14 protein-coding genes and 1 pseudogene are annotated in these 18,468 nt (G+C 72.3%); 7 read left to right on the top strand and 8 right to left on the bottom strand.

The features are described 5' to 3' along the window. Positions 1-238 precede the first annotated feature (238 nt). Positions 239-2,923 carry a cation-transporting P-type ATPase gene (locus tag ABGA99_RS26165; protein ID WP_347583544.1) on the top strand — a complete coding sequence of 895 codons (2,685 nt, stop codon included), beginning with the start codon at positions 239-241 and terminating at the stop codon, positions 2,921-2,923. An 18-nt stretch (positions 2,924-2,941) separates the two neighbouring features. Here the strand turns inward: ABGA99_RS26165 and fdhF are convergent, their stop codons facing one another. The 4 genes and pseudogenes from fdhF to ABGA99_RS26145 all read right to left on the bottom strand — a co-directional run. Next, on the bottom strand, positions 2,942-5,632 hold the full coding sequence (gene fdhF / locus ABGA99_RS26160) for a formate dehydrogenase subunit alpha (protein ID WP_347579468.1): 2,691 nt from the start codon (positions 5,630-5,632) through the stop codon (positions 2,942-2,944). Continuing rightward, a complete protein-coding gene (locus ABGA99_RS26155) occupies positions 5,629-7,314 on the bottom strand; it encodes an NAD(P)H-dependent oxidoreductase subunit E (protein ID WP_347583543.1) in 1,686 nt (561 codons plus the stop codon). Before ABGA99_RS26155 ends, fdhF begins: the two co-directional genes overlap by 4 nt. 493 nt (positions 7,315-7,807) lie before the next feature. Further along, on the bottom strand, positions 7,808-8,677 hold the full coding sequence (locus tag ABGA99_RS26150) for a universal stress protein (protein WP_347583542.1): 870 nt from the start codon (positions 8,675-8,677) through the stop codon (positions 7,808-7,810). A gap of 487 nt (positions 8,678-9,164) precedes the next feature. Then, positions 9,165-9,320, bottom strand: a pseudogene (locus tag ABGA99_RS26145) (response regulator); the annotation flags it as partial. A 406-nt stretch (positions 9,321-9,726) separates the two neighbouring features. Between ABGA99_RS26145 and ABGA99_RS26140 the strand changes: the two are divergent. Then, on the top strand, positions 9,727-10,599 hold the full coding sequence (locus tag ABGA99_RS26140) for a universal stress protein (protein WP_347583541.1): 873 nt from the start codon (positions 9,727-9,729) through the stop codon (positions 10,597-10,599). Positions 10,600-10,848: 249 nt separating this feature from the next. On the opposite strand, the gene ABGA99_RS26135 is transcribed toward ABGA99_RS26140, so the two are convergent. From ABGA99_RS26135 to ABGA99_RS26125, 3 genes are all read right to left on the bottom strand, one after another. Continuing rightward, positions 10,849-11,529: a formylglycine-generating enzyme family protein gene (locus ABGA99_RS26135; protein ID WP_347579472.1), complete on the bottom strand. Its 681-nt coding sequence runs from the start codon at positions 11,527-11,529 to the stop codon at positions 10,849-10,851. 275 nt (positions 11,530-11,804) lie between these two features. Then, a complete protein-coding gene (locus tag ABGA99_RS26130; protein WP_347583540.1) occupies positions 11,805-12,065 on the bottom strand; it encodes a hypothetical protein in 261 nt (86 codons plus the stop codon). A 146-nt stretch (positions 12,066-12,211) separates the two neighbouring features. Further along, positions 12,212-12,847, bottom strand: coding sequence for a hypothetical protein (locus ABGA99_RS26125; protein ID WP_347583539.1), 636 nt, complete (start codon positions 12,845-12,847; stop codon positions 12,212-12,214). A gap of 299 nt (positions 12,848-13,146) precedes the next feature. On the opposite strand from ABGA99_RS26125, the gene ABGA99_RS26120 reads away from it, so the two are divergent. Further along, on the top strand, positions 13,147-14,148 hold the full coding sequence (locus ABGA99_RS26120) for a helix-turn-helix transcriptional regulator (protein WP_347583538.1): 1,002 nt from the start codon (positions 13,147-13,149) through the stop codon (positions 14,146-14,148). Between the two features lie 324 nt (positions 14,149-14,472). Here the strand turns inward: ABGA99_RS26120 and ABGA99_RS26115 are convergent, their stop codons facing one another. After that, positions 14,473-14,811: a hypothetical protein gene (locus ABGA99_RS26115; RefSeq protein ID WP_347579476.1), complete on the bottom strand. Its 339-nt coding sequence runs from the start codon at positions 14,809-14,811 to the stop codon at positions 14,473-14,475. An 82-nt stretch (positions 14,812-14,893) separates the two neighbouring features. Here ABGA99_RS26115 and ABGA99_RS26110 point away from each other — a divergent pair, with 82 nt between their 5' ends. From ABGA99_RS26110 to ABGA99_RS26095, 4 genes are all read left to right on the top strand, one after another. Beyond that, complete coding sequence (locus ABGA99_RS26110; RefSeq protein WP_347583537.1) at positions 14,894-15,484, top strand: TetR family transcriptional regulator; 591 nt, start codon at positions 14,894-14,896, stop codon at positions 15,482-15,484. A 581-nt stretch (positions 15,485-16,065) separates the two neighbouring features. After that, entirely contained in the window at positions 16,066-16,374 is a 309-nt protein-coding gene (locus ABGA99_RS26105; RefSeq protein WP_347583536.1) for a hypothetical protein, read from the top strand. A 115-nt stretch (positions 16,375-16,489) separates the two neighbouring features. Continuing rightward, positions 16,490-17,263 (top strand): chitinase, encoded by a 774-nt coding sequence (locus tag ABGA99_RS26100; protein WP_347579479.1) that lies wholly within the window; start codon positions 16,490-16,492, stop codon positions 17,261-17,263. 118 nt (positions 17,264-17,381) lie between these two features. Beyond that, positions 17,382-18,413 carry a chitinase gene (locus ABGA99_RS26095; RefSeq protein ID WP_347583535.1) on the top strand — a complete coding sequence of 344 codons (1,032 nt, stop codon included), beginning with the start codon at positions 17,382-17,384 and terminating at the stop codon, positions 18,411-18,413. Positions 18,414-18,468 lie beyond the last annotated feature (55 nt).

Here is an 18,468-nt window from a genome sequence, read left to right as displayed (position 1 = left end):
ACTGGCCGACCGTCGACTCGGGGCCGGACCACCGTCCCGGATGGCGAAGGATCGGATAGGGCATCTTTCGGATAAATCAACTTTAAGGAGAAGATGCCCATCACGCGAACCGACCGGCAGGGCGATCACGACTGCCGACCGCGGCACAGCCGTGCGCGACAGGGAGTGCGGGTGCACGCTGAGAAAGCGGGCGAGACGTCGCCGGGCGGGGCGGCCGGGAAGCTGACGGGAGTGGCGGATGGCACCCGACGCACAGCCGTCCGGGCACGACACCGGTGCGGGTGCACGTCCCGACCGACCCGGCCGGCGGGTCGCGGCCGGCGCCGATCCGGACCCGCGCCCCGCTCCGGCCCCGGGGCTCTCGCCGGACGAGGCGGCGCGGCGGCTTGCCCGCCACGGGCCCAACGAGATCCCCGCGGAGCCGCGGACGCCTGTGGTCCGGCGGGTGCTGCACCAGTTGTGCGACCCGCTGATCCTCGTGCTGCTCGTGGCCGCCGCCTTGACGCTGGCCACCGGCGATCTCTCGGACGCGACCGTGATCCTCTTCGTGATCACCGTGAACACCGTGGTCGGTGTCGCACAGGAGGTCCGGGCGGAACAGGCGGTCATGGCCTTGTCCGCCATGAGCGCCCCGGCCGCCAGGGTGGTACGGGACGGCACCGAACGCTCCGTGCCGGCCGCGGAGGTGGTGCCGGGCGACCTGGTCCTGCTGGCCGAGGGAGACATCGTCCCGGCGGACGCGGACCTGGTCGTCGCGGTACGGCTGCTGGTGGACGAGTCCTCGCTGACGGGCGAATCCGTAGCGGTGGAGAAGGCATCCGACGGGGACCCGGCCCGCGGCCGGGTGTCGGCGGGGACGGTCGTCGTCCGCGGTCGCGGCCGGGCCGTGGTCACCGCCACCGGGGCCGACAGCGCGCTCGGCCGGATCGCCTCCCTGATGGGCACCGCACCCGGACTGACCCCCCTGCAACGCCGCCTGGCGAGGTTCGGCCGGACCCTGGCGGCCGTCATCGTGGCGTTGTGTGCGGCGGTCCTCGCACTCGGGCTGGTTCAGGGGCAGCCCGTGGAGCTGATGATCGTAGCGGCGATCAGCCTCGCCGTCGCCGCCGTGCCGGAGTCCCTGCCCGCCGTCGTGACGCTCTCCCTCGCTCTGGGAGCACGGCGGATGGCGGAACGGCACGCCATCGTCCGCCGGCTGCCCGCGGTGGAAACCCTGGGCTCCGTCACCGTGATCGCCACCGACAAGACCGGCACGCTGACCGAGGGCCGGATGGCGGCCGAGCAGCTGTGGACGCCGCGCGGCGAGGCCACGGTCGAGGGCACCGGCTACGACCCCGGGGGCCGGGTGGTGCGTGCCGGGGCGACGGCGACCCCGGAGGCCGCACCCGACCTGGCGGAACTGCTCGGTGCCGCGATGCTGTGCAACGACGCGGCGCTGGCGCCTCCTTCCGACGGCTCCTCGGAGTGGAGTGCGCTCGGCGATCCCATGGAGGCGGCCCTGCTCGTGGCCGGAGCGCGCCTCGGGCTCGACCGCGCGGCGCAGGCCCGCGAACTGCCGCGCGTGGCGGAGGTCCCGTTCGACAGCGACCGTAAGCGCATGACCACCGTGCACCGACGGCCGGACGGCGGCTTGCGGGTCGCCTGCAAGGGAGCGCCCGAGTCCGTGCTCCGGCCGGGGATCCTGCGCGACGGCCCCGAGGCCGTGGCCAGGGCGGCTGCGCAAGCGGAGGTGCTGGCCCGCCGTGGGTACCGCGTGCTCGCCGTCGCCTCGGCCGACCTCGGCGAGGAGGCGGCGCGGCGGCCCGCGGTACGGGAGTCGGGCCTTTCGTTGCGCGGCCTCGTGGGCATCATGGACCCGCCCGGCAGCGGGGCGGCGCCGATGATCGCGGACTGCAAGCGGGCCGGCATCATCCCGGTACTGATCACCGGCGACCACCCGCTGACCGCGCGCGCCGTGGCCGAACGGCTCGGCATCGCCTCCCGGGACGAGGACGTCACCACGGGCGACCGGATCCGCAAGGGCACGGCGGGCGACCTGGCGGGGGTACGCGTCCTTGCCCGGACCAGTCCCGAGCAGAAGCTGGACATCGTCCAGGCGTGGCGCGGGGCCGGGCACGTGGTGGCGATGACGGGCGACGGCGTCAACGACGGCCCCGCCCTGCGCCACGCCGACATCGGCGTCGCCATGGGCGGGCGCGGCACCGAGGTGGCCCGGCAGGCGGCCGATCTCGTGCTCGCCGACGACGACCCCGCCACCATCGTGGCCGCGGTCGAGGAAGGGCGCCGCATCTACGCGAACGTGCGCCGCTTCCTGCTCTACGGACTCGCCGGCGGCACCGCGGAGATCCTCGTCATGCTCCTCGGCCCGTTCCTGGGGATGCCGCTGCCACTGCTGCCCGCGCAGATCCTGTGGATCAACCTGCTCACCCACGGCCTGCCCGGCGTCGCCCTGGGCGCCGAACCCGTCGAGCCGGGCGCGATGCGCCACCGCCCGCGCCCTCCCGAGGAGAGCGTGCTGGGAGCCGGTCTGTGGCCCCGCATCCTCCTCATGGGTGCCTTCATCGCCGTGGTGACCCTCGTGGTCGGAGTCTGGGCCCGGGAGACCGGCCGGCCCTGGCAGTCCATGATGTTCCTGATCCTCGGCGCCACGCAGCTCGGCGTGGCGCTCGGCTCGCGGGCCCGTCCGGGCAGCGCGGCCAACCCGTTCCTCCTGGTCGCCGTGGGCACGGCGCTTTGTCTCCAGGTCGCGGGCGTGTACCTGCCGCTCCTGCGGGAGCTGCTGGGCACCGAGCCCCTCCCCCTCACCGACCTGGTGATCGTCTGCGCGGTGTCCGGCCTGGGTCACGTCGTCATGCGTCTCCAGGCCCGGCTCAAACCGGAACGGCCACCGCGCGGAGGGCCGCCCGGAGCAGAACGGCGTTGACGCGGGGAGACGGCGGCCTCATCGGGCCGTGACGCGTACCGCGGTGACCTTGTACTCGGGGCAGGACGTGACGACGTCGGCGTGGGCGGAGGTCAGGCGGTTGACCCCGCTCGCGGGGAAGTGGAAGGAGCAGAAGACCTGGCCGGGCGCTGTCCGCTCGCCGACCCGGGCGACGAGCCGGGCCTCGCCGTGCCGGCTTTCCACGGTAACGCCGGCGCCGTCCGGGACCCGGAACCGGGCGGCGTCCGCCGGGTGCAGGTCGAGGACGTCGACCGGGTCGAGTGCGAGGTTGCCGCCGCGGCGGGTCATGCTGCCGGAGTTGTAGTGCGCCCAGCGCCGCCCGGTGACAAGGAGCAGCGGGTAGTCGTCGTCGGGCTGTTCACCGGGGGGGAGGTACGGTGCCGCAGCGAGGTGTGCCCGCCCGTCGGGCGTGGCGAACTCCTTCGTGTAGAGCGTGGCTTCACCCGGGCGGCCGGGGTCGGGGCAGGGCCACGGGACGGCGCCTTCCCGATCCAGCCGGTCGTGGGAGAGGCCGGCGAAGGCGGGCGCGACCCGTCCGCACTCGGCCAGCGCGTCCGCCGGAGTGGGGCAGCCCAGGTCGACGCCCATGGCCGAGGCGAGGGCGCGTACGACGTCGTAATCGCTACGTGCTCCGCCCGGCGGGGCCACGGCGGAGCGGACCCGCTGGAAGCGGCGGTCGAAGTTGACGAAGGTGCCGTCCTTCTCCAGCCATGACGCCACGGGGAGCACGACGTCGGCGCGGCGGGCGGTCTCCGACAGGAACAGCTCGTTGCACACCACCAGCGGGCACGCATCCAGAGCGCGGGCCACCTGGTCGGCGTCGGGGTCGGTGGCGCAGACGTCCTCGCCGATGATCCACAGCGCCCGCAGCGTCCCAGCCCGGGCGGCGGCGAACATGTCCGGAATCCTCAGACCGGGGCGCTCCGGAACCCGTACGCCCCAGACCGCCTCGACCCGGGCCCGTGCGGCCGGGTCGACGACCTTGCCGTAGCCGGGCAGGAGGTCGGGCAGCGCGCCCATGTCGGAGGCGCCCTGGACATTGTTCTGGCCACGCAGCGGGTTGACCCCGTATCCCCGGTCGGTGCCGACGGCGCCGCGCAGGATCGCCAGGTTGGCCAGGGACCGCACCCCGTCGGTGCCGTGCAGGTGCTCGGTGACCCCCAGGCCGTAGACGATCGCGGGCCGACGAGCGCGGCCGTACAGCCGGGCAGCGGCGACCAGGTCGTCCGCGGGCACCCCGGTGATGTCCTCGACCCGGTCGGGCGGGTAGTCCTCCAGCAGTGCGGTGAGTTCCGGAAGCCCCGCGGCCCGCTCGTGCAGGAACTCCTCATCGGCCAACCCTTCGTCGAGCAGCACGTGGGCGAGCCCGTGGAAGAGCGCGACGTTGGTGCCGGGCCGGGGCCGGAGGTGGACGTCCGCGTGCAGAGCGAGGCCGACCGCGCGGGGGTCGGCGACGACCAGCCCGGCGCCGCGAAGCACCCGCCGCAGCAACCGTGCCCCGACCACCGGGTGGGCTTCCACGGGGTTGGCACCGACGACCAGCAGGCAGTCGGATCTCCTCACGTCATCGAAGGAGTCGGTGCCGCCGGGCAGGCCGAAGGACGCGGTCAGGCCGGCAGCGGACGGGGAGTGGCACAGGCGTGAGCAGTTGTCGACGTTGTTGGTGCCGATCACGGCCCGCATGAACTTCTGTACGAGATAGTTCTCCTCGTTCGTGGCGCGGGCCGAGGAGATCGCCGCCACCGCGTCCGAGCCGCCCGCGGCGACGGCCGCGCGCATCTCCCGGGCGATCCGGTCGAGCGCCTCGTCCCAGCCGGCGGGCTCCAGGCGGCCGTCGCGGCGGAGCAGCGGCCGGGTCAGCCGTTCGGGGGAGGTGAGGTAGCCGTGGGCGAAGCGGCCCTTGACGCAGGCGTGCCCCTGGTTGACCGGGCCGTCCGGGGCGGGCAGGACCGCCGCGACCTCGCCGTCGGAGGTGACGACGTCCAGGGAGCAGCCGACGCCGCAGTATCCGCACGTCGTACGGGTCGCGCCCGGCCGGTGGGCGGAGGTGAGTCCGCGCCCGGGGCCGGGCTGGGTGATCGCACCGGTGGGGCAGGAGTCGACGCAGCCACCGCACGCCACGCAGTCCGACTCGGCCCAGGAGCCACCGGTGCCGGGAGCGACCACGGTGTCGGTACCGCGGCCGGTCAGGGTGAGGGCGAAAGTGCCCTGGACCTCGGCGCACATCTGTACGCAGCGCCCGCAGGCGATGCACAGATCCCGGTCCAGGTGGACGAACGGGTGCGAGACGTCCGCGCCCCGGCCCCCGGTGCCCCGGGCTGTCTCGGGGCCGAGGCCCATCGACCGGCAGACGTGCGCCAGTTCGCTGGGGTTGCCGTCCGCCAGCGCGCGAGGCGGCAGGGCGGAGGCGATGAGGGCCACGGCGTCCCGGCGCAGCCGCCGGAGGTCTACGGCGTCGGTTTCGACGCGTACGCCCGGTGCGGCCGGGGTCACGCAGGCCGCCACGATCCGCCCGCCGGCCCTCACGAGACACGTACGGCACGAGCCGGCCGGGCTGAGCCGGTCGTCGTGACAGAGCGAGGGCAGCTCAGCTCCGGCCGCTCGCACCGCCGTGAGCAGGGACGCTCCCTCCTCCACCGCGACGCTGACTCCATCGATGCCGACATCGAGCCGCCCGGTCGCACTCACGGCACCCACCCCGCCAGGCGCTCGCCGTAGACGCGGGCGAGGCTGTGCACCGCGGGCGGGATCCGCCGGCCGAAGGCGCACAGGCTCGCCTCGGCCAGTACCCGTCCGAGCTCTTCCCATTCCCGTCCGGGAGCGTTGCCCGTGGAGGCCAGCTCCAGCCCCCGGGGTGCGCCCACGCGGCAGGGAGAGCAGGCACCGCAGCTCTCTGCCGCCGCGAACCGCCAGACGTGCCGCAGCACTTCTTCCGGGGCCACCTGCTGGTCGAAGGCGACAAGCCCGGCATGGCCGAGCGCGGCACCGCGGGCCGCGAGGCCGGCTGTGGTCAGGGGCACGTCCAGGTCGTCCGGTCCGAGAAACCCGCCCAGCGGCCCGCCGACCTGCACTGCGGCCGGTTCGCCGCCGCCCTTGAGGCCACCGCCCAGTTCGGTGACGATCCGCAGCAGCGGCGTACCGAGTTCGACCTCGTACGCGCCCGGCCGGACGAACCGCTCCGACAGGCACACCAGCTTCGTCCCGCTCTCGCCCGGAACCCCCCGGCGGGCGTATGCCTCTCCGCCGCGGGCGACGATCCACGGGACGGAGGCCAGGGTCTCCACGTTGTTCACCACCGTCGGCGCGTCCCACAAGCCGCGCTGGGTCGGATACGGCGGACGCGGCCGGGCACAGCCACGGTCCCCTTCCAGACTCGCGATCAGAGCCGTCTCCTCACCCGCGACATACGACCCGGCGCCCTCCGCCACCGCCACGTGCAGGGTGACGCCCGTCCCATGCACCGACGGCCCGAAGTGCCCGTCGGCGTAACCTTGCTCAACCGCCTCCCGCATCCGTGCCAGCGCGTGCGGATACTCCGAGCGCACCAGCACGACCCCCTGCTCGGCCCCGCAAGCGAAGCAGGCCAGCGCCAGGCCCTCCAGCACCCGCTCCGGGTCCGCCTCCAGCAGCAGCCGATCGGCGTACGAGCCGGGATCGCCCTCGTCCCCGTTGGCCACCACCACAGTGCCGGGGGCCTGCCCGGCCGCCTCCCACTTCGCGGCCACCCGGAACCCGGCGCCCCCGCGTCCCCGCAGCCCGGACAGGGCCACCTGAGCCCGGACCTCATCGGCGGCACCGGTGGTGACGATCCGCGGCCACACCCGCCACGACGGCTCGCCGGCCACCGCGCCTCCCAGCAGGACGGGGTCGCCGGTGTCGTCGGCTGCCGGGATCCCGGGCACCCGGGCCGGCTCGCGTCCCGCGAGCTGACGGGCGAGCGTCGGGCCGGTGCAGGGTGTGTCGCCGTCGAGCGCGGCGGGACCCGCATAGCAATACCCCAGACAGCGGACGGATTGCAGCGATGTCTCCCCGTCCGATGAGGCCGTACCTGCCCGGACTCCCAGCGCCTGCTCCGTCTCGCCGAGATGACGTCCGGCTCGCGCGGCGAAGCATGCCGTCGCCGTACAGACGCGTACGTGACGGCGGCCGTGCGGTGTAGCGAGATCCTCGTAGTAGGTCGCCGGTCCGAGCCCGGCGGCAGCGGGCAGGCCCATATCCGCGACGACAGCCGGAGCCCAGGCTCCGGGGTCTTCTCCCGTACCCGCCCTGCTCACGGCCAGGGACTCCAGCAGCCGTCGGCCCGGCCGCCCGCACCGGTCGGCCAGCGCGCGAAAGGCGTCGAAGCGGTCTCCTGGGCCCGTGGGATTCATGCCCTCATCCTGAAGTCAGCCGCAAAACCGCGCAATCGAGGCATAGGGAATTGGCAGGTGGCCGGGCCGCGAGGACAGAGGCCGTCCCGGCACGAGGGGCAAGCCCGCGCCTGATCTCTTTCCTTGAGGCCGCCCGTCGGCTGCGGACTGAGCCGTGCGGGTCCGCGCTCGTCAGGGACACCCTCGCCGGCCGGTGGCTCCGCCATGATGGGTGGGGATGGACCGCACGGTACCGGGGCGAGGGCCGCGGATCTGAAGCGGTGCGGCGCGCTTCTGGTGGTTCGTGATCCGGTGGGGCTGGTCGACCCATGAGCGGCGACCGGACCCGGTCGTACGTGGGCCAGGACCCGCGGCAGGAACGGCTACGCGAGGCGCTGTGCGACATGCGCACCGGCTGCGTCGCCACGCACGGCGCCGTTCCCGGGTCCGGCGACTTCCGGAGGCGCTCACCGCGACGTGGCCGGTGCTCAAGGGCGAAAGCACGCTCGGGCGGTCATTCATGCGGGACGACGGCGACGGGCGCGGTGGCGTGGTGCATCAGGGCGTGCGTCACCGGGCCGATCAGCGTGGGGAACCGCAGGCGCTTGTGCGTGCGGCGCCCTACGACGAGCAGATGGGCGTCGGCGCCCTGCTCCAGCAAGCGTGGTGCCACCTCACCCTCCAGCAGCGCACGCTCCACCTCCACGTCCGGATAACCGGTCCGGAACGTGTCGAGGGCGGAGTCGAACTTCTTCCGTGTGGTCGCCCGCAAGTCGGTCCCGACCTGCGGGTTCGGCAGTGCCGACGGGTAGGCGTAGATGGACGAGCGCTGCCACATGTGGACGACGCGGAGCGTACGATGCGCCCGGCGGGCGGCATCGAAAGCGAACTCCAGCACCGGTTCGAAGCGGTGCTGGAGATCCACGCCCACCACCACGGGGAGGTCCCGTTCCCCGGTGCCCGGCTGCCAGTCCTGCCGGACCAGGACGGTGGGCCCGGTGGCGTGCGCGATCACCGGCAACGCCACACTTCCGGTGAAGAAGCCCGTAGCCACACCGATGCCCCGCGACCCCAGGACGAGTAGTTCTCCCTCCTGCGATGCGTCGAGAAGTGCCTTCACCGCCGGTTCCGCTGTCGCGCCCCCGCTGATCTCTACTTCCGGGTACCGTTCCGCCGTCTCCCGGCATGCGGTGGCGATCCGGCCCCGGACCCACTCCTCGTGCAGAGAGCCGCCGGGGCTGCCCGGCTGGTCCCTCGTCACTGCCTCGGCGTGGACGATGCGCAGAGAAGTCCGACGCGAGGCCGCTTCCGCCGCTGCCCACCGAACGGCCGCCATACTCGGATCCGACCCGTCCACACCTACTACCACGTGCGGCGTTGTCATCGCTGCCTCCCCGGGGAGTGGACCGGGCGACGTGGTGACAAGTAGTGCCCGGTCGCGGAAGAGCTTCGCGGCATCCGGGACGCCGCTCTTGCAGACTGCCGCTGCGGCAATACGGCACACGAGAGCCGTACGGGTTCACCGCAGGGACCTTCGGGCACCACCCTTGCCGCGTGCAGCGTCCGGTGACACTGCGCAACGCATCCAGTGCTCCGCGCAACGTCACCGCGCTCCGGAAGCAGGCCCGCTCTGTCGTCGACGTGATCAGCGGGCGTGGAGTCAGGCGCCACGGAGGGATACCGCGCGGCGGCCGTCGCAGCGGCCTCGCGAACTCGCCGATCGCGCGGAAAGCTCGGCGACGGCTCTCGGTCGCGGCTCCGCGTGAGGGCGGCACGTGCGTGACGCGGTCGGTGCCCCTCACCCGTCGATGACCGGGCGGCGGGCGCGGCTCCGGTCCGGTCACCGGTCTGGGTGCCGTACACGGCCGGAAGGGGAGCCTGATGTCGAGGACCGCGACGTCGGGCCGGAGCGCGGGGCCGCGGGCCACGGCCTCCTCGGCCGTCGCCGCCTCTCCCGCGACCCGGATGTCGGGCTCGTCCTCCAGCAGGTCCCGCAGCCCGCGCCGCACCACGTCGTGGTCGTCCAAAGGAAGCCTCCGGCCCGACCGCGACGACCGTGTGCGTCATGACGTCGCTGACCAGATACGGCGAATGGTTCATGACGATCCTCCCGGGGCCGGAACAGGGCACGGGCCGCGCGCCGGATGAGCAAGGTCGAACTACCACGCCGGCAGGGAGACCTGCTCGTGCGCGCCGGAGTATCACCCGTACGGCGAACAGATCAGAACCGACCGGCCGGGTCCCCCGCGGTCGCTCCTCCTGCAGGCCTCACCCCTGCGGGACGGACCACTGGCCCCGGCCCGGGCCCTCCGGCCCGCTTCCGGGACGAGTGGCCCCTGCACCGGGCGGTCCTCGGCGAAGGATCCTTGAGGAGGACCGCGATGGCGCCTTTTGCAGCCGGGGAGGCGACCTCGACGAAAGGACGTGAGCGTGATGGAACACCCCGTGGTCGTGGGTACCGACGGCTCCACTCCCAGCCTGCAGGCCATCGACCTGGCGGCCGACGAGGCAGCCCGGCACGGCGTACCGCTGAGGGTCGTTTTCGCCTCTCTCTGGGAGAGGTACGAATCGGTGGTCCCCGACATCAGGGAGGACAAGCGCCCACCGCTGGAAGTGCTCGCCGAGACCATCGCCGCCTCCGGGGCCGAGCGGGCCGGGAGGCGTCAGCCGGATCTGAAGGTGACTGGCCGGGTCCTGGCCGACGAGCCGGCGACTGCCCTCCAGGAGGAGAGCCATGAGGCGTTCGCCGTGGTCACCGGCTCCCGCGGCCGGGGCGGCATCGCGTCTTTGCTGCTCGGCTCGGTGAGTCTCGCGGTGGCCGCCCGAGCCACCTGCCCGGTCATCGTGGTACACGGCGACGAGAAGACGTGGGACGACAGCTCCCGTCCCGTAGTCCTGGGAGTGAGCGAACTGGCCGAAGGCCAGGCAGCCACCGAGTTCGCCTTCCGTGAGGCGGCCGCACGGCACAGCCCGCTGCTCGCCGTACGGGCATGGCGATGCCCCGTCTACGAGACGCAGGGCCATCTCGGACACGGCTCGGTGGCGCTCCACGAGGAGAAGGCCGCAACGGTCCTCACCAATGTGCTGCATGAGCCGCACCGCGCTCACCCCGGCGTCGAAGTACGGCACCGCGTCGCCGAAGGCCCGGCCCATCACGTCCTCATGGGTGCCTCCGCGGAAGCCGGGCTGGTCGTGCTCGGCGCCCCGCGCCGGCGAGGCCGCGCCGGACTGCAGTTGGGGCGCGTCACGCACGCGCTCCTGCACCACGCCACGTGCCCCGTCGCCGTTGTCCCCGAGCGGCACTGACACTCGGCCGTGCCCCGCGGGAGAAAGCCACACCCACCGGATTCATGCGCTGTGGCTCACGTCGCTGCCCGCGGCCTGCGGCTTCCGCCGGCGGCGCGAGTCGGGTGGGGGAGCCCAGGCTACAGGCCGACTCGTCTGTCTTCACGGCCCCGACTTGGGCGTTTGCCCTGGTCAGGGCGACCGACGCGGACGGCGGCCATCAGGGCACCGGTCTGGTCATCCCATGAACAACCGTTTCGGAATGGGCTGTCACGGCAGAACGAGCGGTGAACGCACGATGCGGAATCCCACGTCGTCGATCCGGAAGGTCGGGTGGCTTCGCCGACGTACCGAGGCCCGGCAACTCCACTGCTCGTCGGCCCATCCACCGCCGCGGAGCACCCGATAGGTGCCATACACCTCGGCGTCGTAGACATCCCAGCACCAGTCCCACACGTTGCCCAGCATGTCGTACAGGCCCCAGGCATTGGGTCGTTTGCCGCCCACAGCGTGGATTTGCCCATCCGAGTTGCCCCGGTACCAGGCGACTTCGTCGAGTTGGCCGTACCGCGGGCCGGTAGTGCCCGCACGACAGGCGTGCTCCCATTCGGCCTCGGTCGGCAACCGGTACCCGTCCGCGCGGGTGTCCCATTCGACCGTCTCCGCGGTGGCATGGAGCTGATAAGTGGGCGGCAGCCCTTCACGCTGGGACAACGCATTACAGAACCGGACCGCGTCCCACCACGAAACGCCCTCAACGGGCAGCCGGTCGCCCCGAGCGGTACTCGGCCGCTGACCGGTGACCTGTGCGTACAGCAACTGCGTGACCGGGAACGCCGCCATGTGGAACGGCGCGACCTCGACCGGCCAACTGCGCTGCGTCCGCCGGTCCGACAGCGTCACGCGCCCGGGTGGGACCGCGACCATCTCGTTCCCTGCCCCCGTCTCCATATCAGGCCACCCTATCTGCGTCTTCCTACGGGTACCGATCCTTCTGAGGGGGTCCGCGGAGGCGGCGAAGACAGATCATGCTGCAGGCCAGTTCCAGCAGTGCTGGGTGGAGGTCCGCTCTGCGCTCGTCACGGATGCGGAGTCGTTTGAACTGATGGGGCCAGGCGGTTGGGCCGGCCGCGCGGCGAGGTGCTCGCCGAGAGGCGAGTCCTGTTCCGCGCGGCCTCCCGCCGAACCGGACATGACGGTTTCCCTGTCATCCGGCTCTCCCGTGACTACTGCGTGAGTGGTCTGGCCGGCCGTTCCGAGTGGATGCGGTCGTGGCATACGTCGCAGGCCACGACGGTTTTGCGGCGCCGTTGAAGCATGACGCGCGCCCAGTCGGAAGGCGGGTTCGGCGGTCGTCGGGTTGTTCGCGGCGCTGGTCCCGGCGTTCCGGGCGGGCCGGATGAACGTGCTGAACGCCATCGCGACCGAGTAGCGGCGGTACGCGGTGGAGGGGCCCGGCGAGGCTGGTGGGCATCGCCGGGCCCCATGCCCGTTTCCCGGTACGGGGGTGCCGATCACGGGCGGCCCGTGCCCGATACGGGGGCAGCGGTCACGGGCGTCTGCGGGGAGCGGGCCGCCAGGAGCGGCCCGCTCAAGTGGCGCCTGCGAGAAGCGACCTGCGAGCCGGCGCCGGCTACGGGGTCCAGACGATCGGCTTGTCCTCGTAGTCGTCCTCCTCGTACGAGGCGCCGGCGACGGCGGCGCCGGGCCCGGCGCCCTGCAGCCGCTTCGTCTCGTACGAGGCGCCCGCCTCGGCGAACTCGTCGGGCGCCACGCCCTCCGCGCAGCCCTCGACGTCCGCGCCGAAGACCGTGGCCCCCGTCTCGCCGCCGTCCGCGGTGGTGCCGACGAGGTCCGGCGGGTACGAGCCGCCGAGGTCGCTGCCGTCCGCGTTCTCGATCGTGTACTCGACGCAGAACGGCGTGATGTCCGCGTCGCCGTTCTCCCCGAGCGCGGCGTCGAAGGCCGCCTTGTCCACGTCCGACACCCCGGTGACGGTGATCCCGATGTGGCCGGTGGCGCCCGCCCTGTCGTAGGGGACCACCGCCTGCTCGCCGATCTTCAGCTTCGTCCCCGGCGGCGTCACCTCGACCTCCTTCGGCGCGGCGGCCGGGCTCTCCTCCTCCGCGGCCTCCGGCTCCGACTCCGGCTCGGGCGCGGCCTCCTCGGAAGTCCCGGACTCCGGATCCGCCGCGGAGGAGTCGGAGTCGTCGTCCGAGCAGCCCGCAAGGGCGAGCGCGGCGAAGCAGACCAGCGCCGGCACGGTCATCCGAGTTCGGTTCACTTCGGTGATGCCTTTCGGAAATGCGCGGTGGCGCGCGCGGTCTCCCGCAGGTAGGTGCACGAGAGGTATGCGTAAAGGACACGAGCGGCGCCCCGCACGCAGATTCGTGTCGCACCCACGATTCCACCCCGGGGCGCGGAAGGTCATTGACGCTCTGAGGACACTTTCTTGAAGATGCGTGCACTGCGCCGCGGCGCGCGTCTCAGGATCCGGCCCGGGTAAATGGCGGGTAAACGCGTGCCCTAGGCTCGGGTGCCCTGCCTCGGGGGCAGAAGGGGTGGAGCGTGATCGGGGACGAGTTCCGCAACGACGGGGTGCCGGCGGCCGAGCGGTTCACGCACTGGCGGGACCGCATGTGCGGGCGGATGGAGGGATTCTGCGTCGAGGAGGCGGACGCGGCGGACCGGGCCGACTCCGGATTCCTCGCCGAGGAACTGGAGATCGGCCTCGGCGGGCTGGGGGTCGCGTCCCGCAGGTATTCGCCCGTGGACATCCACCGCAAGAGCGCCGACGCCAACAAGGAGGGCTACCAGATCCTGATGCCCGTCCAGGGCGCGCTGCTCACGGACTGGGAGGGCCGGCCCACCGTCTCCCGGCCGGGCGCCCTGTACTTCCACGACGGGACCCGGCTCAACACCCTCGGCCTGCGCGCCCCGGACGCCCGCGGCCACTTCCACGCGCTGACCATCGACATCCCCAAGGACACCCTCACGCTCCCGGCCAGGAGCCTCGGGCGGCTCATCGGGCAGAACCTCCCCGGCGACGAGGGCCCCGGCGCGCTCCTGACCGGCGTCGTCAGCCACGTACTGGACAGCGCCACCGCCTACCGCCCCACCGACACCACCCGGCTGGGCGCCGCCGTACTGGACCTGGTCCACGCCTACCTGGCCCACCAGCTGGAGTCGAAGACGACGGCGGCGCTGGACCCCGAGCACCGCCAGCACGCCCTGCTGGTGCGGGTGGTGGACTTCATGCGCCACCAGCTCGCGGACCCGGAGCTGACCCCGCAGCGGGTCGCGGACGCCCACCACATCTCCGTCAGCTACCTGCACCGGATCTTCCGCGCGCACACCGAGGGCCGCCAGACGGTCGCGGGCTGGATCCGCCGCCAGCGCCTGGAGCACGCCCGCCGCGACCTGGCGGACCCCGTCCTCGCAGCGGTCCCGGTGCACCGGATCGCCGCCCGCTGGGGCTACACCCACGCGGCCGCGTTCACCCGCAACTTCCGCGCGGCGTACGGGGTGACGCCCCGGGAGTACCGGCACGGGTCGGTCGGCGACTCCTGACGACGACGGCCTGGCCGGGTAGGACCGCCGCATTGCTGCGGCGGTCCCCCCTCAGAACCGTGCGGGCCCGTTGTCCGAGCACACGGCTCAAGCGAGCCCTGACGGCTCGCGGGCGTGTGCAGGTGCCGGCTGGTGTTCGGTTACGACGAGGTGATCCTGCGCGATCAGGTCGCCGACGTGGGTGAGTTCGACGTCGTGGTCGACATGGTCGGCGGTGCGACCCGGCCCGCCAGTCTGGACCGGCCGGCCCCGATGGGATGCCTGGTGGTGACGGGCAACGCGTCGGGTGGCCCGTCTCCACGGGCTGCCGGGCGGGTGGCCGCATCAGTCGTCCCGTACGTCCCGGATCGCCGGCGTGGCCGGGTTGGCGCGGCCGGCGGCGGCGTTCAGCCGGAACGCGCCGCGCAGGCCGTGGAAGACGGCCATGACGTAGGCGCCGGCGGCGATGGCCAGGGCGGCGGCCCACGGGTGGCTGGGTATCTCGGCCCAGAGCGCGAAGAGGGCGGTCAGCAGGATTCCGGTCAGGCCGGCAAGCGCGTTGCGCAGGGGTGAATTGCCGAGCAGGTTCGGGAACTCCTCGCCGACGAGGCCCTTGATCAGGTGCGGGAGCGCGTTGGTGCCCGTGAGGCCGACAAGCGCGGCAAACGCGATGGTCTGGAACATGACTTCCTCGATTTCGGTCAACAGGTGTTGCCTGAAAGCTAACGTCGACCCTCCTTCGAGTCAACATGTGTAGACTGAACCGATGGCTTCCGCACCTGTCCCCCGGGCCGAGCAGCGTCGCCGTACCCAAGATCGGATCTTGGCGGCGGCGCGGAAGCTGTTCGCCGAGAACGGCTACGACCGCACGACGATCCGCGCGATCGCGGCCGCGGCGAAGACCGATCCCGGCCTGGTGATGAGGTACTTCGAGTCGAAGGAGAAGCTCTTCGCCCGGATCGCCGTGGTCGACCGGCACGAGCGCGTCGGCGGAACCCCCGAGGAGGTCGCTGAGCTGCTGCTGGCGTCGCTGGGTGAGAAGGTCACGGCGGAGCCGGCAGGAGCGCTGGCGGCCATCAGGTCGATGTTCACCCATCCCGAGGCGGCCGAGGCGGTGCGCGAGGCGATGCTCGCCGAGCAGCGCCAGGCTACTGAGACGTTGCCGGGGCAGGACGCGGACCTGCGGACCGGGCTGATCGGGGCGCTGACACTGGGGACCGTCATCGGGCGGTACCTGCTGGGCCTGGACGGGCTGCGGGACGCGCCGCCGGAGCGGATCACGGCATTGCTGCGCCAGTCGTTCCACTCGATCGTCCACGGCGATCCGGATCCCGGCCCGAGCGCGCGTTCCGAGTGAGATCGAGCCATCTGCGGGTGGGGGGAGGCCACAACGCCGATCAGGGGGCGGAGCGGGAGCGTGCCGCCTTGGCGCGGTTACCGCAGGTGTTCACTCCGCACACCACCAGCGGCGCCGGCCACGGGAGGCGCCGGCGAAGAACCAACCGCCGCGATCGCAGCTGCCCACGGGAACCAAGCCCAGGTCCAGAGCGTGTTTCGGCTCGCCGAGGAGTTCGTACTCTGGTCCGTGCCCGGGGTACGGCGTCCAGCAGAAGGCCGGCTCGGCACTCTGCACCACAGTGGCCGCCGCGTGACGGATCCACATCTCTCGTTCGTGGTCGAGGTTGTGCGGGGTGTGCCCCGGCTCGCTCCTCGGCGCCGGGGCGCGGCGTGGTGGTCCGGTTTCACCCCCGGTCGATACCTGACATGGCGCAGGCAGCTCCAAGACCCGGTCGCCATCCGGTCGCTGGCCCTCGGCATCAGCCAGACGAACGGTGACAGGGACAACGAGGCCGGGGCGTGGATCAATCCCGGCTCCGCTCTTCGGGAGGTTCGGCGCTTCGACGAAGCCATCACCGCCCACGAGACCGCACCCGACTCATGCCAGGAGATCGGCGCCACCCATCACCAAGCCATCGCCTGGAACAACCTCGGCACCGCCTTCGGGGTCGTCGTAAGTTCGACGAAGCCATCGCCGTCTCCGAACGCGCCGTCAGGCTGTTCACCGAAACCGCCGACGCCTTCCGCACCGGTCAGGCTCTCGGTGAACTCGCCGTCACCCTCGCCGAGTCCGGTGCCTCCCCCGCCGACGTACGCGCCACCCTGCTGCGTGCCGCCGACGCCTACGAACAGGCCGGGGCCGCCGACGAGGCGGCCGGCGCGCGGGCGGAAGCCGACAAGTCGACCTGAGCAGAAGTCATTGGTCTACACCTTGTCTTGGTGCAGACCAAGGTGATTGACTGCGCCCCGTCAAGCTCCCACACCGGCGTTCGCGCCGGTGACCCCCCACCAGGAGAGTGATGAGGTGCTGAGGAAACTCGGAACGAAGGTCAAAGCCCTGCTCGCGATCGGGGCGCTGGCCGCGGCGCTGGCCGTCGTGGTGCCCGTGACCGCGTCGGCCGGTGAAGGCGGCGAGGGCGGCACGGCGGGCAAAGGAGGCGCGGACAAAGCGGCGGCTGCGGAATTCATCGTCAGCGAGGCGCAGTTCAACCAGATGTTCCCTGGTCGGAATGCCTTCTACACGTACCAGGGGCTGACCGACGCGCTCAGCGCGTACCCCGCGTTCACCGACACCGGCGACGAGACCACCAAGAAGCGGGAGGCCGCCGCCTTCCTGGCGAACGTGAGCCATGAGACCGGCGGGCTCGTGCACATCGTCGAGCAGAACCAGGACAACTACCCGCACTACTGCGACGCGTCGCAGCCCTACGGCTGTCCCGCCGGGCAGGCCGCGTACTACGGGCGCGGGCCCATCCAGCTCAGCTGGAACTTCAACTACAAGGCCGCCGGCGACGCCCTCGGCATCGACTTGCTGAACGACCCCTGGCAGGTGGAGCGGAACGCCGCCGTCGCGTGGAAGACCGGCATCTGGTACTGGATGACGCAGTCCGGGCCCGGGTCGATGCCCGCGCACGACGCGATCGTCGGCGGGCACGGTTTCGGCGAGACCATCCGGGCCATCAACGGGTCGCTGGAGTGCAACGGCGGCAACCCCGGCCAGGTGCAGAGCCGGATCGACAAGTACACGCAGTTCGTGCAGATCCTCGGCACGACCCCCGGCGACAACCTCAGCTGCTGACCGGCGCCGCTGACCGCCGCTGATCCCGGCCGGGCGCGCGGCCCGGTCCCGCCCTTCCCGGGCGGGTCGCGTGCCCGGCCGTACCCCCCACGTAACCACCCCCCACCCGGAGGCAGTTGTGGCACGCGTACGTACACACAAGTTCCGGAGGACACGTCACCGCCTCGTCGGTGCCCTCGCCGCCGCGTCGCTCACCGCTGGCGCGCTCGTCGCCGCGGCCGTCACCGAGGCCGCCGCCGACCCCGAGCCGGTGCCCCACGGCGCCGCCGCGGTTCCCGCGCACGCCGTCACCGGCTACTGGCAGAACTTCGACAACGGCGCCACCGTCCAGACCCTCGCCGACGTCCCCGAGGCGTACGACATCATCGCCGTCGCCTTCGCCGACGCGACCGGCGCGCCCGGCCAGGTCGACTTCGCCGTCGACCCCGCGCTCGACTACACCGAGGAGGCCTTCAAGGCGGACATCGCCGCCATGCAGGAGAGCGGCAGGTCGGTCGTGATCTCGGTCGGCGGCGAGCGCGGCGCGGTCTCCGTCAACGACGCGGCGTCCGCGGAGGCCTTCGCCACCAGCATCCTGGCGCTCATGGAGGAGTACGGGTTCGACGGCGTCGACATCGACCTGGAGAACGGGCTCAACTCCACGTACATGACGCAGGCCCTGGAGGCGATCCACGCGGGCGCGGGCGACGGCCTGGTGGTGACGATGGCGCCGCAGACCATCGACATGCAGTCGCCGGACAACGAGTACTTCAAGACGGCGCTGAACATCAAGGACTTCCTCACCGTCGTCAACATGCAGTACTACAACAGCGGTTCCATGCTGGGCTGCGACGGGCAGGTCTACTCCCAGGGCACGGTCGACTTCCTCACCGCCCTGGCCTGCATCCAGCTTGAGAACGGGCTCGACCCCTCGCAGGTCGGCCTCGGCACGCCCGCCTCGCCGCGGGCGGCGGGCGGCGGGCATGTGGAGCCGGGCGTGGTGACCGACGCGCTCGACTGCCTGACGCGGGGCACCGGCTGCGGCTCGTTCACGCCGGAGAAGACGTACCCGGGCCTGCGCGGCGCGATGACCTGGTCGACCAACTGGGACGCCGCCAACGGCAACGCCTGGTCGGGCACGGTCGGGCCGCACGTCGACGAACTGCCCTAGCCGTACGGAGAACAGCGGCCCGTAGCAGGAAGGACTGAGGGCCGGGGTGCCGTTC

Origin of the sequence: Streptomyces sp. B5E4, assembly GCF_039871555.1 — a bacterium.
In the GTDB taxonomy this organism is placed as follows: Bacteria; Actinomycetota; Actinomycetes; order Streptomycetales; family Streptomycetaceae; genus Streptomyces.
Note: the sequence above shows the minus strand (reverse complement) of the source record. Positions and strands in the feature narration are given on the sequence as shown.